Below are 18574 nucleotides of genomic sequence, written 5' to 3'. Positions count from 1 at the left end.
GGGTCAGATCCAGTCGGAAACGTCGTCCGCTTCAGGCGACGCGGAAGAAGCCGCGGGCTTACTGCCGTTGGCCGTAGTAGCCGGGGCCAGCTTCTTGCCGGCGGGCTTGCCCTGAGCCGGGAGGGTGATCGTCGGAGCATCGACGTCCGGCAGGTCCAGGGCGGTGGGGACTGTCAGCGGCGATGCCGAGACGGGCGCGGCCGGGTCGATCACGTCGACCAGCGGAGAGCCGACGTGGGCGGTCAGCACCTCGCGACGTTTGATGTCGAACCGCAGGTAGGCGGCGTTGTTCTCCGAAGCGCGCTCAATCAGCACGGTCGAGGCGTGGCAGGTCACCGCGATCTTGTCGAGGCGGCCTTCCAGGTCCTTCTCGGACAGGCCAGGGCGCAGGTAGACCCAGACCCGCTCACCAACAGGGGTGGGGCGAGCCCACAGGATCAGCGGCAGCGAACCGGACTGGTTGGCGATGATGAACTGCGCGAAGCACACGCGCAGCCGGTGCCGGACGATCAGGCACCATGTCCAGGCTTTGACCTGGCGGCGGACCGGGCGGATGGCGGCGGGGACGCCGACGACCAGGGCGACCACGAGCAGGGTCACCAGGGTTGGGGTGTGGTTGGCGAGCTGCACCCACGCGGTAAGCAGCAAGACGGCGAGGGTGGTTTCCGGGGTCCACCACCACAGCAGCCGGATCACCGGCCAGATCCGCACCAGCACCCAGGCGAGGCCGCCGGTCGGGATGCCGATCAGTGCGCCGACGAAGATGGCGAGGATGGGGTGGATGGAGGAAGCGGCCACCACGGCCGACAGAAGGCCGACGATGACCGCCGTGAGGATGAACGCCATCTTGGCGTTGCGTGCGGAGGAGCGGTGAACTTTGGCCTCGATGACCGTCACCGTTCCGGTTGACCTGCCGGCGAACCGGCGAGGGCTAGACTTGGACATGACGAGTCCTCCCAAGCACATTGGGTTGGATGAGTTGGAGGGCACGGGGTCGGCAGATGTAGGAGTCGGACCGACCCCGCGCCAGCTCTTGCGGGGGATGCCACCACCACTGGTGGTGACGGGCCGGGAATGTAGGAGTCGGAACCACTCCCGGACCTTGGATCTCAGATCAGCGGACCATCAGGCCGCCTTGTGCCAGACACCAGAAGCTCACGCAGTGCAGATGAGCGAGAACCTACTTCGCCGCCGAGTTACCAGCCTTCGGCTTCAGCGTGATCGCACGGAACGCGACGCCGTTACGCCCGTTGGTCGCCCACGGAATAGCCTCCAACTGCTCGACAGCGACGAGCTGTCCCACCGTCACGCCCGGCTTCTCACCCGCCGTGGTGATGGTGATGATCTCGCCGCCAGTCTCGTCGAGCACGAAGACCTGGGTCGACCACATGAGCCGGCCAGTGTTCTTCTCCGACCGCTGATTGCCGTTCTGGTCGTTCTTCGGCTCCGGGTCCTTCGTCACCTGAACCTGCTTGCTCTGGGTGTCCACGTACAGCTTCACGAAGATCTCCTTCGTCTAGAGGATCCAATGGATCCTTTGCTTGTCTGGACCGATCGGCCCGTGACTCAAGGAGACGATGCGCTGGCTTCAGATGCCAGATGAGGCAAGTTAACAAGGCAACAGCAGGTGGTATTAACTTCTTCAAGTTGTCGCATCGACCAGGCATAATGACTTCCACGTAGCTGTTACCAATTTCGGGGAGAGTCATGACGGCTAGGCGGGTCGAGGAAGCAGCGACACTATTGCAACGAGTGCGGCTCGACCTGGGCTGGAAGCAGTCAAAGGTGGTCGCGGCGCTGCTGGCGGCAGCCCGGAGGGAGGGCGTAACGATCGCCGGCCAGGCCAGCCTCAAGACCATGCTGTCTCGGTGGGAAAACGGCACCGGGAAGCCTGACGTGGTCTACCGCCAGCTCTTCTGCACCGTCTACGAGCGAGACGAGGACGAGCTGGGCTTCACCGAGGCGGGCCGAGGGAACCCGAGAGTGGCACCGTCCGTCGATCGGGAGACGATTGATTACTTCCGGTCAGTCTTCGACCAGCACGTCAGAGCCGACAATCTGATGGGTCCGCATCATCTCGTCGATGTTGTCCGCGCGCAGGCAGCGCTTATCGACGACATCCTTCCTGGGGCCAAGAACGACGTGAGGAACGACTTGCTCTTGTGGGCATGCCGCTACAACGAATTCGCCGGATGGCTCTACCAGGACGCGGGCGATCCCAAGAGCGCGATGCATTACTCCGATCGTGCCATGGATTACGCCATGGCCATTGGTGACCCGACCGAGACGGCATACCTGCTCATGCGTAAATCGAACATCGCGAACGACCTTGGCGGGTTTGACCGCGCGGTCGGCCTTGGCTCCGCAGCCCTGCGCGAAGCCCGGCATGTCTCACCAAGGGTTCGCGCTCTGGTACTTGCGCAGCAAGCACGGGCGTACTCGTTGCGCGGACTCGGGGACGACGCCCGTCGGGCAATCGACGCTGCGACCCACGAGCTTGAGCGACCAGGAGCCGACGCCGACGATCTGGCGTCCTACTGCACCCCGGCATACATCGAGATGCAGGCAGCCAGTTGCTGGGCAGACCTTGACGCTCCGGACAGGGCCATTCCGGTATTCCGGCGCGCCCTGGCAACCATGCCTACCGGGATGCGCCGTGATCAAGGCTTGTGCGAGACGCGGCTTGCGCTGGCTCACGCGGTGGCAGGCGACAAGGCGACAGCCTGCCGAGTGGGACACCACGCGGTCCGTACCGTTCGGACGGCCACGTCAGCACGCGCACTGTCAGAGCTGCGTCGGCTACGCGATCGCCTGGCGCCATGGCGGCGCGATGAGGAAGTATCTGAACTGAGCCTCGCCATCAAGCAGTTGACGACAGCGTGAAGGAGCCAACCTCTGGTGATGGAGCTGGTTACGGCTGCCACGGCAGCCGACGAGAAGGAGCGAAACGCCAAGGTCGCGCTGCTACCAGTCGGCAGCTTTGAACAGCACGGCGAATTCCTGCCGCTGGTCACAGACACCGTCGTTGCTGCGGCGATAGCTCGCGACATCGCGACAGTCCACACGGTCATGCTTCTTCCGCCCATCACCATCTCCTGCTCCCACGAACACTCAAGCTGGCGGGGAACAGTCAGCATCAGCTCCCGCACCCTCTCCGCGATCGTGACCGACGTCGCGGACTCCCTGACTCGATCCGGCGTCGAGCACCTGGTCCTCATCAACGGACACGGCGGCAACTACGTCCTGTCGAATGTCGTTCAGGAGTACACCGCAGCCAACGGACCCACGATGAGCCTCTACCCGCAAGGGCATGACTGGACCAAGGCCCGCACCGATGCCGGGATGAAAACCGGTAGCCACGACGACATGCACGCAGGCGAGCTGGAGACATCGCTACTCCTACACGTGGCCCCCGAGCTGATCCGAGCAGGCAATGAAGCCGCGGACTGGACGGCCGACCACCGGCCGCACCTCCTGACACTCGGCATGGCTGCCTACACCACCAGCGGCGTCATCGGCCGACCTTCACTCGGCACCGCCGAGAAGGGCAAAGCCGCTCTAGACAGCCTCACCCGATCGTTCGGCGAGCATCAGGGAAGCCTTGGCCTCTGACCGGGCCGGCCGGACTGCCGGCGAAGTCGTTCAAACTTTCTGTACGTCTTCAAGGCGGCCCTTGACGGGCCGCACGCGCCGCCGCCAGGGCGCGCGGCCTGCACTTCGCTGTCGCTCCGTTCCGGCCACGCAAGACGCCCGGCGCCTGGCGCAGACAGCGGGGAGCCCGGAGGACCGCCGCAGAACGACAGGCCGGTGACCGATGAGGGGGTTGGGCCGGCAGCCGGCCGGGCCGCGCGGCCACGAGCCCGCGCGGCGTAGGGCAGGGCACGCCGGCCGCGTCGGCGAGCTGGCGGGGGTCGCGGGGTCGCGGTTACTGCGCCTCCGGCGGGGGCGCTCCGGCTCCAGGATGGCCGGGGCTGCGTCGGCGGGTCGCGGTCCGTGGGTGGTGGCGGTAGGCCATCCCGCCTGCCATCGACCCGGGCGAGCCGAGCAGACCACCGCCCGACCCGCCAGCGTCCGAACCTGCGTCAAGGTCCGCTTGACGTGGCGGGCCGGGCGGCGGCCCGCTCCCCGGGAGGGCGGGTCGACGGCGAACGGGATGGCGGCCCCTAGCTCAGGTCTTTATCATGCATCTCATTCACGAGCATGTTGGTACTCGTCAAGCTGGAGGGGCGGAAATGCGGCGAATTCCGGCGAGTTGGCGACCCATGCTGCGAGAAGCGGGAATAGGTGCTTCGTCCATTTACTCCGGCCTTACTGCTCTGAGAAAGGCGAACTACGCCGAACAGAGCCTGTACGACCAGGCATTCTTTGGCATCAGCATCGGCCTGGAAAGGATGATGAAGCTAGCGATCCTGATACACGCAAGAACCGCAGCCGGGACGGGGCCTCCAACAGAGAAGCAGTTCAGACGCGAGTACTCCCACGACCTGTTGAAGCTGTTCGCAAAAATAGAGGAAATCCGAGTTTTGTATGCGGGAAGGCTGCATTGGAGCCTTCCCAATATCGATGTTTCGCTCAAGGCGTTGGGCATAATCTCCGACTTTGCCCAGATCACTCGGTACTACAACATGGATCTCCTCGTTGGAAGTGCTCGTGTGACGAGTATGCGAGATCCGGTAGAAGCCTGGTACTCAGAGATTGCGTCTTGGATCCTAGAAGTCAAGTACCCCGAAAAAAGGAAGGCGCGTGACGAGAGGTGGGCGGAATTTCTAGATGCCACGATTAGCGAGTTCTCGGCCGTCGCCTTTACCGCAGAGGATGGGACGCCGATAAGCACAATTCGTGAGGCCACGCTTCGATCGAGCCAGATGGAGATAATCCAGCGTGAGGGTACTGTCGTTTGCGCCTGCCTTGCACGGCACGTCTCAGAACTATTTTTCCCGCTCGAAATGGACGCAAGAAAAAATGGTGCAGCGGACGTTCCTAGCCTTCATGAATTCTTCGCGTTCCTGAACAACAAAGAATCATTTTTTCGATCTCGGAAGACTTTCGGCTAGCTCGTGGAACACGGATGAGCGGGTTCCCTGCCGTCCGGACCGCCGCAAGCAGAGGGCGCGCTGCCTCGGGTAGAGGTGGCTAGAAGAGGAGCATCTGTCGCGCCGGAAGCTTGGCGTACAGCTTGGTTAGACGCATGTTCTCACGGTCCCAATCTCGGTACTCCGGCCTCCGCTCAGCCCGCGGTTCGGCCCATCGCTTGCGGTAGTGCTCGGCCAGGTCGTCGAGGGGATAGGAGAGGGGGGATATTACGTCAGTCTCGCCCCGAAGGAACGCGCGCCAGCCAATAGAGAGGGGCGCCAGAAAGACTTCTCGCCTGATTCCATGCTTGAGCATGTCTCCGGGGAGCCCGAGCCTCTCAAGGGCCGTTCTGATCGTCCGCATCTTCCAGTTTGGTCCGTCACCGTACTTGTGACTGCGGTACGACTCGTCCTCGGAGATGGTATCTACGAGATCCCGGAACAACTCGTCGGAGAATTGAAAGTGCCCAAAGCCCTCTGTGTACCCTACGGGCTGGAAAACTTTCCGGCCGGAGAAAACCACGCGGTTATAGATGGAAGAACGACCTAAGGCTGAACTGGTGGTTACAAGAACGGGGCGGGAGATCTTCTCCTCCCCTCTAATCTTTGTCACCTTGCCTTTGTACTTCTCCTCGAGGAACGAGGTTACCTCATCAGAGACTGTGCACAGGGCGGCCAACTTGCCCGCGATTAGTTGCCGGTACGGGTCAAGCGCACCCAGCACAAAGGCATCGAAAATGTTGTACAGTCGCGCCTCTCGCTGGGCTCCGTCCCAGCCAATCAAAGAGTCACGTACTCGCAAATTGAAGACGGGGTCGCCGAGTGCAAAGATGCCGATCAGCTTACCATTGCTTCGATCGGTAATGAGGAATCGGGTCCGTCTGCCGTAACCCTGGGATACAGGCACTGCCCAGTGCAGGCTCGCGAAGCGAAAAAGAGCCGACTGTTCTTCGGTGGTCACGGGAGTCACTACGGGATGGATCGCCGAGGGGTTAACTTCTCTGCCGTCGGCGAAGTAGTCAATGAGCCTGTCCTCCCACTCGATAATGAAGTCGAGTGACTTTGCCAGCACCTGTGCTCGTTGCTGAGCGTGGAGACTCCGAGCGACTTCCTTCGGGTCACCTTGAGGGGGAACTAGCAGCCCTCCGCGCAGCTCGAAGCCCGCTGCCAACATCTCGGCAATGACACGCCGCCGGACTTCCGCCGCCTCTGGCACCTTCCCCCCTCATGAAGGTGGGGGAGGCTTAGCCTCCCCCACCCGTTGCTACTCGCCCAGACCGTCGTCCAGGTCGTCCTCGGTCTCCCTGACCAGGTCGATGTGCTCGTCGAGCAAGGTCAGGGCCATGTTCAGCCTAGTCGACCACTCGATCCGCTCGGACATGTACACCACCCGCACCGGGCCGGTCGCGTCGAGCTCGCACTGGCCGATCGCGAACAGCAGCAGCTCGAGCCCGGCGCGGGTCTTGGCGCCGTCCGCGCCCGGGACCGCCGCATAGATGTCGGTGTAGAAGCGGTGCGCCCGGTTGAGGATAAGGAGCATCTGACCGCCGTGCTGCTCCGCCCGGAAGAAGGGGCCACCCGTGACGTGTTCGGTGGTGACCTTGAAGGGGTGAGCCTGCACCTCTTCCTTCTTCTTCTCCGCCACGACCTCGGTGGGCAGTCCAGTCTCCGCCGCCGCCCGCTCGATCTCGCGCTGCAGGTTCTCCTCGGCCTCGCGCTCGGCCTCTTCGCTGGCCGGGCGCCGGCGAAGAAGGTCGTTCACCTCTCCCATCACCGTCTCGGACGGGCGCTGCACACTGGGCGTCTTCTCCAGCTCGGCGGACAGGTCGCCCTCGTCCTCCCGGTAGCGCCTCCGCAGGTCCTTCATGATCCGCATGAAGCCCTTCTCCTTGAGGATCTCCCAGATCCGAGGGGAGATGGTGATCTGCTGCTTGGCGGTCGTGACGCCGAACTCCTCATCGAGCTCGGCCGGGAAGTCGAGCTCCAGGCCGATGTACCGGTCGTTGGTCAGGAAAGCGGTCAGCGGATTCTTCGTGACCACGTCGATCTGCCGGCCGTTCCGGCACACGATCAGGCCGGAGTTCTCGCGTCGGACCTGGAGGCGCGGGTTGGCGTTCCTGGCGGTCGCCTTCTTGGTCTTGTCCACCGCGAAAAAGGTGTACGGCATGTAGGAGATGCGCAGCCTGCACAAGTGCTCCGTCTTGCCGTCCTGCCCTTTGACCTTGAACTCGAGCATCGGCAGAGCTTCGGCTCGATCCTGGTCGATGTCGTAGAACCGTCCGTTCGGCGTGGTGAACAGCGGGTCGATGGGCTCACACTTCTTGCCGTTGACCACGATCTTGGTCTGTCGCAGGAAGTTGCGGTACGTCAGACCGAGGTGCTCTAGGAACTTCTGCTCGAGGACATTGGTGGTCTTCCACGTGATCCTGTCGAGCTTCTCCCATACAACCACCGTCCGGAGAACCCCCGCACCGCCGGGGAAGGACTTCTCGGCGTACTTCTCTACCCACTCGGGTAGCGGGTTGACGGTCGGCTCCGGCACAACCACCCGGTTGTTCACGAGGTGCTTGCCGTCGCCGATCTCCTCCACATCCAGGCTGACCGCGTGGAAGTCGCCGCCGTCGATCCGCGAGTAGACGGTGAAGCGCTGGCCCTGACTCACGGACGCGCTGGGCAGCCCATAGCCGTACCGGCCGAAGAGGTCGCGGCTTCCCTCTCGATCGGTTCCGCCCCAGACCACGGCGGCTCGGATCATCGACGGCACCATGCCCCAGCCGTCGTCCATGATGGCAACAGACTCGGGCTTGGCGTTGGACTTGCCGTAGCCGAACGCGATGTGAACATTCTGCGCACCGGCCTCCACGGCGTTGTCGACCAGTTCGTCGACCGCGGTGGCCGCGCTCTTGTATCCGAGATCCCGGATGGAGCGCACGAAGGCGCTGGCGACCGTCAGGCCGTAGTCGAACCCGCTCTTCTCGACCCGAGCGATGTACTCACGCTGCCGCTCGTGCACCTCGGCACTCTTAGGCTGCTTAACCACTTGACTTCTCCTGTTCTGCAGCCATTTGGCCGCGTTGCGTTACGAAGTGTTGGTTGTCAGGGCTTTTGCCCAAGACGCCTCTGTCGAGGCAGAAGGACCCGCGTCGCGCGGACCCTAGGTGAACTGACGCCGAGATACCAGATCCCTAAGGGATCTTTCGGGCATCTCCGGGCATGAAAAAAGCCTTCGCCTCCTCCTCAAGTTGCGAAGGTCGGCTCAGGCCTGGGACTCGATCGTCTCTGCTTCTGCAGCCACATTGGACCGCGTTGGAGGACGACCTCCGCTCATTCGGTTGTGGATGGAGGGTAGCACGGCATCGATGATTCGCGCCAGCATGGAGCGTGGCGGGATCGATCGTCGGTGGTCAACGCTCCGCAACTGCTTGTTGACGCAGGTTGGTGCCGGCCTTGGCCGCCGACAGTTGGAGGCCGCATCCTCCCTGTGGAGTTGGCGGGGCCACCGGCGGGGTGGCCGTCGACAGCAACGCTGACAGCAACCGTGCCGGACGGTGGCATGCGGACGAGGACTGGCATTTATGAGGCATCCCAGGATGCAGCCGTTGCCGGACGCGTGCGGACGCGGTGCACAGAGCTTGTAAGCGAGATGTCGCCGGTTCGATCCCGGCCGGGGGCTCCATCTATACCCCCCGATCCCGCATCGGTGGGCGTAACGGTCGACCGGGCGAGACGGAGGCCCATGAGTCGGGCGGTGGAGGAGTCGAACCGGGCGATGCTGCGCGCCCGGGACGCGATGGACCGGGCGTACGCCGAGCCCCTGGACATCCCCGCGCTGGCGCGGATCGCGCACGTCTCCGAGGCGCACTTCATCCGTACCTTCCGGGCCACGTTCGGTGAGACCCCGCACCGCTACCTGCAACGTCGCCGGGTGGAGCGGGCCATGACGTTCCTGGTGGAGACCGACCGCGACGTGACGGACATCTGCTACGCCGTCGGCTTCGGCAGCCTGGGCACGTTCAGCCGGACGTTCCGCCAGATCGTCGGTGAGTCACCCTCGGATTTCCGGCGTCATCGCGTCGCCGCGGCCAACGTGCCGTCCTGCTTCGCCAAGGCCTGGACCAGACCCAGCAGTTTTGGATAAGCCGCAGGTCACGGCAGGCCTCTAGCGTTATGGGCATGACGATGAACGCGATCAGCCGCTCCCAGATCTACGTCCTCGACCAGGACGAGGCGCTCGATTTCTACGTGAACAAGCTCGGCATGGAGGTCAACACCGATCAGGATCTCGGCTTCATGCGGTGGTTGACGGTCAACCTGCCCGGCGACCCGGAGCGGGAGATCCTGTTGGAGAAGCCCGGCCCGCCGGCACTGGACCCGGCCACCGCCGAGCAGGTCCGTGAGCTGCTCACCAAGGGTGCCCTGGGCGGCTACCTCTTCATGACCACCGGCGACGCCCGCAAGACGCACGAGGACCTGGTGGCGAAGGGTGTCGAGATCACCGACGAGCCGACCGAGCGCCCGTACGGGATCGACTTCGGCATCCGGGACCCGTTCGGCAACAAGATCCGCATCGGCCAGATGTTCCCGCGGGCGTAGGGAAGCGGACGATGAGTCAGGCGGCACATCTCCCCCTGGTACGACCGGCCGCCGTCGGTCGGGACCGTGCACTGCTGATCGCCGGAGTGCTCGCCGGTCCGCTCTTCGCCGTCTCGGCGATCGTGCAGGCGTCGACCCGCGAGGGCTTCGACTTCCGCCGGCATCCGGTCAGCGTGTTGAGCACCGGCGAGTTGGGCTGGATCCAGATCGTCACGTTTCTGGTCAGCGGAGTGTTCTGTGCGCTGGCCGCGAACGCGCTGCGACGCCGTACCGAAGCAGGGTCGGTGTGGCTACCTCGGCTGCTCGCGCTGTACGGCCTGGGCCTGATCGGGGCGGGGATCTTCAGCGCCGATCCGGCCGACGGGTTCCCGGTGGGCACGCCTCGGGGCGCCGGTCAGATCAGCTGGCACGGCGGCCTGCACTTCCTGGTGGCGGCGGTCGCCTTCGTGTCGCTGATCGTGGCGACGGTGGTGGCGGCCCGCCGGGCCGCACGGCAGGGGGCAGGTGGTCGAGCCGCGTACAGCTTGGCGACCGGGGTCTTCTTCGCGGTGAGCTGGGTCGCGCTGATGGTCCGACCGGCACCGACCGTGATGGTGGCGTTCGGCCTGGCGGTCTCGGCCGGTTGGCTGTGGGTGTCGGTCACCTTCGCGCGAGCGGCGTCCGGAAAGGCCGACTGAGCCGACGTGCGCGGGACCGGGAGGCGCGGGGTCGCAACCGCGCCTCCCGGTGTGTTGGGGTGTGCGACATGGTGACCCGACTGCTGTACCTCGCCCGGCACGCCGAACAGGACCTGACCGAGCTGAGTGGCACCGCGACCGAGGAGCCGGACTCCGGCCTGTCGGAGCGCGGCCGCCGCCAGGCCACCCTGCTCGGCGAACGGCTGCGGGGTCGGCGGTTCGCCGCCGTCCACCACGGGCCGTTGCGTCGGGCCGCGCAGACCGCTGAGCTGGTCGCCGATTCGCTGCCCGAGGTTCCGGTGTACGAGACGGAGCTGGCCGGTGACCACCTCCCACACGACACCGATCCGACCGGCCTGCCGCCCGCGTACGCGACGTTCCTGGCGCAGTTCTCGGCGGCCCAGCGGGTCGACGGGCCGCAGGTGACGGCGGCGGCCGTGCGGCGGTTCGCCGGACCGGCAGGCGAGGCGACGGCCGGTGACGAGCCGGTGCGCGAGCTGGTCGTGACGCACACCTTCCTGATCGGCTGGCTGGTACGGCACGCCCTCGACGCGCCGGAGCGGCGATGGTTGGGCCTGAACTCGCACAACGCGGGGTTGACCGTGATCCGGTACAGCCCCTCCGGCCCGCCGAACCTGCTCGCCGTCAACGACGTGGCCCACCTCCCGCCGGAGTTGCGGGGCACCGGCCTGCCCCCGGACTACCTGGTGTAGGTGCCGGTGGCCCGCAGCAGCAGCTTGACCACCGCCTGGGTGGCCGGCGGCGGGCTGGCGTCGGCCGGGCAGTCGGCGTACCCGCTCTCGTTGGTGCCGACGGTCAGCCGGTAGTGGAACACGTCCGAGCAGCTGGTCGAGGTGGGTGGCGGTCCGGCCTCGGCGGCCAGCCGGGGGTCGGTGGCCAGGCTGGTCAGGGTGCCCAGGTCGGCGGGAGTGAGCTTGCCGCTGCGTCGACTGCCGGCCCGGTCCACCATGGTCCACCGGCCGTCCGGCTCGACGGTGATGGAGTCACCACGCCCGGCGAAGCCGCCGGACATCCGTAGCGTCACCTGGGGTGCCGCGCTGGTCGGTGCGAGGCTGGTCGGGGCGGTGGTCGGCAGGAGGGTGCCGGTGGCCGGGACGGTGGCCGTCGGGGCGGGGGTCTCCGGAGGAGGATCTCCGGCGGTGCCGGCCCGGTCGGTGCTGGTGCATCCGGCCAGCAGGGCGACCAGTAGCGCGACGGTGACGCCGGTTGTCGACGTGGCTCTCATCCTCGTCAGACGCTCGGCCCGCAGCGTCGGTTCCCCGGCAAGGGCATCCTCCGGACGGCGTCGTCGATCCGGTGCCTCGCCCAGCACAACGCCTGCGGCGGCCCTGGCCGACCGGTCGCGGGCGGGCGCGGTTATGGTCGCCGGGACCGGCGCGCGGCGTCGGGAGCGTCGCGGGTCGGTCGGCGTCGCGGGGCAGGCGGGAGCGTCGCGGGCCGGTCGGCGGCGTCGCGTACTGCGGCGCGGATGAGGAGGTGGGCGTGTCGGACGCGGAGTTGACGGTCGAGGTGACCGGACCGGTCGCGACCGTGGTGATCCACAACCCGGCTCGGCGTAACGCGATGACGGCCGCCATGTGGCGTCAGCTCCCCGAACTGCTCGATCGGCTGGAACCCGACCCCGGCGTACGGGCGCTGGTGCTCACCGGCGCGGGTGACGCCTTCTGCGCGGGTGCCGACCTCGGCGATCTGTCCGAACTGCTGGACGCCGGTGACGCCAGCATCGCGGTGGACGCCGAGGAACGGCTGGCCCGTTTCGCCAAGCCGACCGTGGCGGCCATCCGTGGTGCCTGCGTCGGCGGGGGCGCCCAGCTCGCGGTCGCCTGCGATCTGCGGATCGCCGCGGACGACGCCCGTTTCGGCGTACCGCCTGCCCGGCTCGGTCTGGTCTATCCGGGGCCGACCACGCGCCGCCTGGCCGGGCTGGTGGGCCCGTCCGCCGCCAAGCATCTGCTGTTCACCGCCGAGCTGATCGACGCCGAACGCGCCCTGCGGGTCGGTCTGGTCGACGAGGTGCTGCCGGGCGACGGGCTCGCCGCCCGGGTGGACGAGTTGACGGCGACGATCGCCCAGCGGTCGCCGGTGAGCGTCGCCGCCGCGAAGGAGATCATCGACGGCCGGGCCGGGCCGGCGCGCGTGGCCTGGTGGCACCGGAAGGTGGTGACCACCGGTGAGGCCAGGGAGGGTGTCGCGGCGATAGCCGAGCGCCGTACGCCCCGCTTCGCCTGGCAGCCACCCACCGGCGACTGACCACAGGGGTCGGCGCGCGATCGGGCTGAGCTGCACCCATTGCGAGACCTCGATCCCGGGTAGCCCGTCACCGGGCCGGTACGGCAGGCTGTCGGTCGTGCAGCGTGATCAGTTGCTCGCGGGCCGCTACCGGCTCCTGGAGCGCCTCGGCAGTGGTGGCATGTCGGCGGTGCACCGGGCGTACGACGAGGTGCTCGAACGGGATGTCGCGGTGAAGGTGCTGGTCGCAGCGGACGCAGGCGCGCGGCAGCGGATCCAGGGCGAGGCCAGGGCGGCGGCCCGTCTGTCCCATCCGCACGTCACAAGCGTCTACGACTACGGCGAGTCGACTGTCGACGGCGTCCTGGTTCCGTTCGTGGTGATGGAGTTGCTCGGCGGTCACACCCTCGAACAACGGTTGGCGGTCGGGCCGTTGCCGCCGCGGGCCGGTCTGCGGGTCTGCGCCGAGGTGGCCTCCGCGCTCGCCGACGCGCACGCGCGGGGGTTGGTACATCGGGACATCAAGCCGGGCAACGTGATGCTCACGCCGACCGGGGCCAAGGTGCTCGACTTCGGCATCGCCGCGGTCACCGGTGACTCGGAGATCGACTTCGAGGGGCGGTTGTTGGGTACGCCTGCGTATCTGGCGCCGGAGCGGCTGGAGGCCGGCAAGGTCCTTCCGGCCTGCGATGTGTACGCCCTCGGCCTGCTGCTGCACCGGGTGCTCACCGGCCGACTGCCGTGGCCCCCCGAGGCGCAGGGTGGGATGCTCCGCGCCCACACGCACGTCGAACCGGCGGCACTGCCCCCGATCGACGGTGTACCGCCCGAGGTCCACCGGCTCTACCGCTGGTGTCTGGCCCGCGACCCCGCCGATCGACCGCCGGCCGTCGAGGCGGCCCGAATCCTGCTCGACGCCGCCGCTGCCAGCCCGGCCGCCGAGGCGAGGGGGGCGGTGAGCGGGACGGCCGCTGAAGCGAGGGCGACGGCCGCTGAGGTGAGCGGGACGGCCGCCGGACCGGCTGCGGACACCGGCGGGATGGCCGCCAAGCCAGGCGTCGACGCGGGCGGGACGGCCGGCGGCGCGGGGGCCGGCGGCACCGCAGAGGACGGCGCACCGCGCGCCGCCCCGACCGCACCAGCGAGCGCCGCCCCGACCGCAGCAGCGAGCGCCGCCCCGACCGTAGCGGCGAGCGCCGCCCCGGCCGCAGCGGCGAGCGCCGCCCCGACCGTAGCGGCGAGCGCCGCCCCGACCGCAGCAGCGAGCGCCGCCCCGACCGTAGCGGCGAGCGCCGCCCCGACCTCCCGGCGGGGAACGTGGCGTCGGCGACGGGCCATGGTGGCGGTCAGCGGCGCGGTACTGGCCGCGGTGGCGATGGCCGGGTCGCTCGGCGACTCGAACAACCGCCGACCCGGCTCGAAGGGGCCTGTGACGGGTACCGGCCCGGGCACCACCACGGTGGGGATGCCGAGCAGGGAGGAGCCGGTCGTCGTGGACGACACGGGACCGGCCGTGGTCCCGCCCGCCCCGACCGACGCGCCTGCCTCCCGGTCGGGCCCTCCGGCCGGGCCGAGCCCGTCCGCCAGCACTCCAGCCCCGAGCCCGAGCGTGAGCCCGACCGGTGCCGCACCGACGCCGACCCCCGGCGGCGACACGTCGGCGGACGCGCGCGGCGGGACCGTCACCTTCCGGTGCGTCGGGAGGTCGGTCGAGGTGCTCGCGGTGACGCCCGCCCCCGGCTTCCGGGCCGAGGCGTACGACCCGGGCCCGGCGAAGCAGGTCCAGGTCGATCTGACCTCCTCGGAGCACCGCAGTGAGATCCGGCTGAACTGCCCCAACGGTCGCCCGAACTCGAAGGTCAAGGAACGTGCCGCCTGATCGGGGGCCGGCGGGTGACGGGCCCGGGACGTACCCGGACCCGGCCCCCCGTTCCCGCCGGCCGGCCCGTCACCGCCCGGCCAGCGCACCCCAGCCCGGGTTCACCGGTTCCCGGAGCAGCGGCATACCCGCCTCCGCCGGAGTCCGGTCGCCCTTGCGCTGGTTGCAGGCGTAGCAGGCGGCGGTGGTGTTCCGCCAGGTGTTCCGGCCGCCGCGCGAGCGGGGCAGGATGTGGTCGATGGTGGAGGCCGCTCTGCCGCAGTACGCGCAGCACCTCTGGTCGCGGCGCAGCACACCGGAGCGGGACCAGGCCGGCCCGGAGTTGAAACGCCACCTGGTGACCACGTAGCGGACCAGCCGTACCACCCGGGGCATCGGGAAGACACCGATCACCCGGTCCGGCTCGGCCTCGTGGATCTCGGCCACCCGGCGGCAGAGCATCCGGACGGCGTGTTGGACGGTGACCCGGTGCAGCGGGCCGAGGTCGGCGTTGACGACGAGGACGGCGTCCACCGGGACTCCTTTCCAGATGGTGACCGGACAGCGAAGAGCCGCCCGGTCCGGCTGTCGGACGGGCGGCTCGGCGCGTACGGGTACGCGTCAGTCGGGCCGGCCCGCCCGGGGACCTTCCGCTCGGCAACCGTCGCCGGGCAGCACCGGCGGCACGGTGGTGACGTGCGACATCGCCATGAGCTGCTCCCGCGGTGGTGGTTGACCTTGCGCGATCACGGTAGGTCGGCGGGGGAGACACCGGCAACGTATTTCGATCGGCCCGCGTCCTCGGGACGCCGCTGGCGGCGGGACGTCGCTCGGGGCGGGGCCTGCGCGGTGGTCAGTGGCCGGTTCAGCCGCACGGCCATCCGCGCGGTGAGTTCGCTGTCCAGCAGCGGGCGGTTGACCTCGCCCGCGACCGCCAGCGCCGGCCCGGACACCGACCGCCAGATCGCTGCCAGCCCGGCGCCGAGGCCCACCAGGGCGACGGTGGCCCGGGTGGTGGGTGAGCCGGCGGCTGCGGCGGCGCTCACGCCGACGACCACGAAGAGCACCAGCAGCACGGGTACGAGCACCGGCCAGAAGATGCCCCGTGCCGCCTGCGCGACCAGTCGGCGGTCCCGGATCATCAGGTTCCTGGCGATCACCGCGTAGTCCTCCTCGTCGAGCAGGTCGCGCGGGTGCAGACCGCCGGTGAGCACGTCGCGCCAGAGGTCACCCTGACCGCGTAGCGCACGGCTCAGCTCGGCGGGCGTCGGCCCGGCCGGGTCGCCGTGCCCGGCCCGGTCGACGGCGCTCGACCAGGCGGCCAGCGACCGGCGTACCACCGCGGCGGAGTACGGCGGCAGGACGGTGGCCAACTCGTCCAACCACCTGCTGATCTGGATCTGCCGACCGCCGAACTGCCGCAGCAACTGGGTGGCGTCACCGGCTCGGACGGTGTCGGCCACCGATCGACCCAGCCGGTAGGCCAGGCCGACCCGGTGGTTGGTGGCCATCGCCCAGCGCAGTACCTCCACGTTGAGGTCGTCGAGGGCGAGCAGTAGGGGCACCGGGTCGGCGGTGTCGGGTCGGTCCAGGTCGGGCAGCAGGGCCCGGGCTGCGGCCGTGTCCGGTACCGGCCCGTTGTGCCTGGTGAGTTCGGCGATCTGGGCCAGGGCGACGTCCACCCCGTCGAGGTACATCCGCATCCGTCGGTGCGGGGACATCTCGGTGAGGTTGGAGAGCTTGGCCGGCGGTACGGCCGGACGCGCCTCGGCGGCAGCGCCCAGCTCCGCGTGCTGCCCGTGGTGGTAGGCGTCGGCCATCCACCAGCCCAGCCGCAACGCGGTGACGATGCAGGAGCGTTCGTCGCGGATCAGCGGGTACGCGTCGTCGCGGCCGATCTCGTCGACCGGCGGGCCGCTCTCCCCGCCGGCGCGGTGCAGTGGTGACATCGTCCGCTGCCCTCCCGCCCGGCCGATCGACGGTTGATCATTCGAGCGTACGGCAGCTTATGTGGCTTATGTCGGGTTTTGTCGATTCGGCTTGCCGCGCCTGGCGAGCAGCCCCCGTGGTCGGATCGAGCGCACCGGCTCGGCCGACGCGCCCGCCGCGCGCAGGATGTGGTTCGCGGCGATGATCCCGGTCGCCGCCGAGCGTTCCATCAACGCGCTCGGGAAGTCCGTGGCGATGCCGTCACCGGCCAGGTAGACGCCGGGCGCGTCGGTGCGTACCCCGGGACGCCAGGTGTGGCTGCCCGGCGTGAACGCCGGCGCCTGCGCCTCGACCCGCGCCCGCACCTCGCGGACCCGCAGGTCGCCGGCCTCCGGCCAGAGCGCGACCAGCTCGCGGCGCATCCGCTCGGCCAGCTCGTCGGCCGGCACGCCGGGCTCGCAGGCGTACGCGTGCAGCTCGATGACCGACCCGCCGGTCTGCCGCGCCCAGCGCCGCGGCTCGTTCTCCAGCCGGTGGTAGAGCGTCACCGAGTCCAGAGTGGGCTGCCGGGACACCCCGCTGAAAACCGCCCGCTCGGCGGCCACGTCCCCGTCACACCAGTAGCGGGCCACCGCGTACGGCGGGCCGGGCCGACCGAACGCGGGCATCCGCGCCGCCAGCTCCGGTGCCTGCTCGACCAGCTCGGGAGAGGCCGCGACCAGTGCGGCGAGCGCCGGCGGGTCGACGGCCAGCACCACGTGACCGGCCGGGTGGCTGCCGCCGTCGGTGGTCGTCACCCGCCAGCCGTCGGCGTCGCGGTGCACGCCGGTCGCGGCGGAGCCGGTGAGCACCCGCCCGCCGTGCTTCTCGACGTGCCGGGTCAGCGGCTCCCAGATCGCCGTGGCGTAGTCCTCGTCGGGGCAGTCGAACGCCAGCCCCTCCGGGTTGCCGAGCAGGTAGAAGTGGAACTGGGCGATCATCTCGGCGGCCGACATCTCGGCCTCGTGGTTGAAGAACGAGTGCGAGAAGACCTCGAACAGCATCGCCCGGGCCCGGTCCGGCAGCCGCAGCGAGGCCAGCAACTCGTCGGCCGTGGTGTCGTCCAGCTCGGCGTAGGTGCGCACCGGATCGTAGGTGAGCAGCGGCAACGCGGCATCCCGGTCCATCAGTCGCAGGTCGGCCAGGCGCAGGCTGGGGCTGCGCAACAGCAGTGCGAGCAGGTTCGTCGGCGGTGCCGGTGGCAGCCTGCCGAACTCCTCGGTCGGCCACTTGGCGCTGAGGATCGGGTAACCCGCGATGGGCTTGAGGAAGCCCAGGCCACTGTCGACCCGGCGGAGGATGGACCGCCAGTTGTAGTACTGCCGGAAGAACGCGTGGAAGCCGTGCTCGTTCTGCTGGCTGCCGTCGGGGAGCGCCTCGGGCCAGGCGCCCAGTCGGCCGCCGAGCGTCGGTGCGGCCTCCAGCACCGTGACCGTCACACCCCGCTCGGCCAGCACCACCGCCGCCGACATGCCGGCGATGCCGCCACCGACCACCACCGCCGTGGTGGGTTGCGGCACGCGGTCCGCGCCACCACCGCCCGGGTCCACCACCTGTTGTCGTACGCCGATGAGCCGACCCACCACTTGCGACAACGCCATGGCACACCTCCGTCGGCCCAGTCTCCCCTACGGCAGGCAGCGGCGCTCGCGATCGGAGGCGGGCCAGACGTACTCCAGATCCTCCGGGACGTCGTCGCCGAACAGGGGGCGGTAGTGCGACGGGTCTTTGCGCAGCAACGACGAGCGGTGGCTCAGGTGCAGGTCGTCGCGGCCCAGCCACGGCGGCAGCTCACCGGCCTGATCCAGCTCCGCCTGGGTGCGTACGACAGCGGTCCCGCAGGCGGCGGCGAGGTCGACCGTCATCGTGGTGGCGCAGGTGTCCGCCCGCCCCGGTTCGGTCCACACCGCGCACATGTCCAGCCCGTAGCGGGTGAGCGCCTCCTCGTACCCGGCCCACATCTTCACGGCCGGGTGGTTGCGCCAGCCGTAGTCGGGTCGGGTGAGCCCGCGCAGCACCTGGATGGCCTCCACCCGCTGCTTGCCCAGCCGCTTCTGGTCCAGCGTGCGGGCGCTGGCCAGGAAGTCCGGGTACGGGAGGAACGTCTGCATGCCGCTGCTCTACCCGTCGCCGGGTCGGGCATGCCTGACCGAGGG

The 18574-nt window shown here is 68.6% G+C and carries 18 protein-coding genes; 9 read left to right on the top strand and 9 right to left on the bottom strand.

All coding sequences use genetic code 11. The features are described 5' to 3' along the window. Positions 1 to 3 precede the first annotated feature (3 nt). Positions 4 to 945 (bottom strand): hypothetical protein, encoded by a 942-nt coding sequence (locus O7616_RS03190; protein ID WP_282305539.1) that lies wholly within the window; start codon positions 943 to 945, stop codon positions 4 to 6. Positions 946 to 1180: 235 nt separating this feature from the next. Further along, a complete protein-coding gene (locus tag O7616_RS03185) occupies positions 1181 to 1501 on the bottom strand; it encodes a hypothetical protein (protein WP_112681382.1) in 321 nt (106 codons plus the stop codon). Between the two features lie 251 nt (positions 1502 to 1752). On the opposite strand from O7616_RS03185, the gene O7616_RS03180 reads away from it, so the two are divergent. The 3 genes from O7616_RS03180 to O7616_RS03170 all read left to right on the top strand — a co-directional run bounded on the left by O7616_RS03180 (position 1753) and on the right by O7616_RS03170 (position 5054). Next, entirely contained in the window at positions 1753 to 2883 is a 1131-nt protein-coding gene (locus O7616_RS03180) for a hypothetical protein (RefSeq protein WP_282305538.1), read from the top strand. Between the two features lie 18 nt (positions 2884 to 2901). Next, positions 2902 to 3612 carry a creatininase family protein gene (locus tag O7616_RS03175; RefSeq protein ID WP_282307513.1) on the top strand — a complete coding sequence of 237 codons (711 nt, stop codon included), beginning with the start codon at positions 2902 to 2904 and terminating at the stop codon, positions 3610 to 3612. 650 nt (positions 3613 to 4262) lie between these two features. Then, positions 4263 to 5054: a hypothetical protein gene (locus tag O7616_RS03170; protein WP_282305536.1), complete on the top strand. Its 792-nt coding sequence runs from the start codon at positions 4263 to 4265 to the stop codon at positions 5052 to 5054. Between the two features lie 79 nt (positions 5055 to 5133). Here the strand turns inward: O7616_RS03170 and O7616_RS03165 are convergent, their stop codons facing one another. Both O7616_RS03165 and O7616_RS03160 read right to left on the bottom strand, forming a co-directional pair. Beyond that, entirely contained in the window at positions 5134 to 6288 is a 1155-nt protein-coding gene (locus O7616_RS03165; protein ID WP_282305535.1) for a Druantia anti-phage system protein DruA, read from the bottom strand. A gap of 48 nt (positions 6289 to 6336) precedes the next feature. Beyond that, positions 6337 to 8085, bottom strand: a complete 1749-nt coding sequence (locus O7616_RS03160; RefSeq protein WP_282305534.1) for an ATP-binding protein — start codon at positions 8083 to 8085, stop codon at positions 6337 to 6339. A gap of 723 nt (positions 8086 to 8808) precedes the next feature. Between O7616_RS03160 and O7616_RS03155 the strand changes: the two genes are divergently transcribed. From O7616_RS03155 to O7616_RS03140, 4 genes are all read left to right on the top strand, one after another. Beyond that, positions 8809 to 9210, top strand: a complete 402-nt coding sequence (locus O7616_RS03155; protein WP_282264148.1) for an AraC family transcriptional regulator — start codon at positions 8809 to 8811, stop codon at positions 9208 to 9210. 35 nt (positions 9211 to 9245) lie between these two features. After that, complete coding sequence (locus O7616_RS03150; protein WP_282305533.1) at positions 9246 to 9665, top strand: VOC family protein; 420 nt, start codon at positions 9246 to 9248, stop codon at positions 9663 to 9665. Between the two features lie 11 nt (positions 9666 to 9676). After that, positions 9677 to 10342: a DUF998 domain-containing protein gene (locus tag O7616_RS03145; protein ID WP_282305531.1), complete on the top strand. Its 666-nt coding sequence runs from the start codon at positions 9677 to 9679 to the stop codon at positions 10340 to 10342. Positions 10343 to 10410: 68 nt separating this feature from the next. Then, positions 10411 to 11055: a histidine phosphatase family protein gene (locus tag O7616_RS03140; protein WP_282305530.1), complete on the top strand. Its 645-nt coding sequence runs from the start codon at positions 10411 to 10413 to the stop codon at positions 11053 to 11055. On the opposite strand, the gene O7616_RS03135 is transcribed toward O7616_RS03140, so the two are convergent. Continuing rightward, positions 11043 to 11588: a hypothetical protein gene (locus O7616_RS03135; RefSeq protein ID WP_282305529.1), complete on the bottom strand. Its 546-nt coding sequence runs from the start codon at positions 11586 to 11588 to the stop codon at positions 11043 to 11045. The genes O7616_RS03140 and O7616_RS03135 overlap by 13 nt on opposite strands. Before the next feature lie 251 nt (positions 11589 to 11839). Here O7616_RS03135 and O7616_RS03130 point away from each other — a divergent pair, with 251 nt between their 5' ends. Next, the gene (locus tag O7616_RS03130; protein WP_282305528.1) at positions 11840 to 12613 is read left to right on the top strand and encodes an enoyl-CoA hydratase/isomerase family protein; all 774 of its coding nucleotides are present in this window, start codon (positions 11840 to 11842) and stop codon (positions 12611 to 12613) included. Positions 12614 to 12710: 97 nt separating this feature from the next. Continuing rightward, positions 12711 to 14471 (top strand): serine/threonine protein kinase, encoded by a 1761-nt coding sequence (locus tag O7616_RS03125; RefSeq protein ID WP_282305527.1) that lies wholly within the window; start codon positions 12711 to 12713, stop codon positions 14469 to 14471. A gap of 69 nt (positions 14472 to 14540) precedes the next feature. Here O7616_RS03125 and O7616_RS03120 read toward each other — a convergent pair whose 3' ends face one another. The 4 genes from O7616_RS03120 to O7616_RS03105 form a co-directional block, all read right to left on the bottom strand. Then, the gene (locus tag O7616_RS03120) at positions 14541 to 14984 is read right to left on the bottom strand and encodes an HNH endonuclease (protein WP_282264158.1); all 444 of its coding nucleotides are present in this window, start codon (positions 14982 to 14984) and stop codon (positions 14541 to 14543) included. A 212-nt stretch (positions 14985 to 15196) separates the two neighbouring features. Next, positions 15197 to 16399: a hypothetical protein gene (locus O7616_RS03115; RefSeq protein WP_282305526.1), complete on the bottom strand. Its 1203-nt coding sequence runs from the start codon at positions 16397 to 16399 to the stop codon at positions 15197 to 15199. Between the two features lie 66 nt (positions 16400 to 16465). After that, complete coding sequence (locus O7616_RS03110; RefSeq protein ID WP_282305525.1) at positions 16466 to 18019, bottom strand: FAD-dependent oxidoreductase; 1554 nt, start codon at positions 18017 to 18019, stop codon at positions 16466 to 16468. A 27-nt stretch (positions 18020 to 18046) separates the two neighbouring features. Next, complete coding sequence (locus O7616_RS03105) at positions 18047 to 18529, bottom strand: MSMEG_6728 family protein (protein WP_282305524.1); 483 nt, start codon at positions 18527 to 18529, stop codon at positions 18047 to 18049. Positions 18530 to 18574: the final 45 nt, after the last annotated feature.

This window comes from Micromonospora sp. WMMD964 (assembly GCF_029581455.1).
Classification (GTDB): Bacteria; Actinomycetota; Actinomycetes; order Mycobacteriales; family Micromonosporaceae; genus Micromonospora.
Note: the sequence above shows the minus strand (reverse complement) of the source record. Positions and strands in the feature narration are given on the sequence as shown.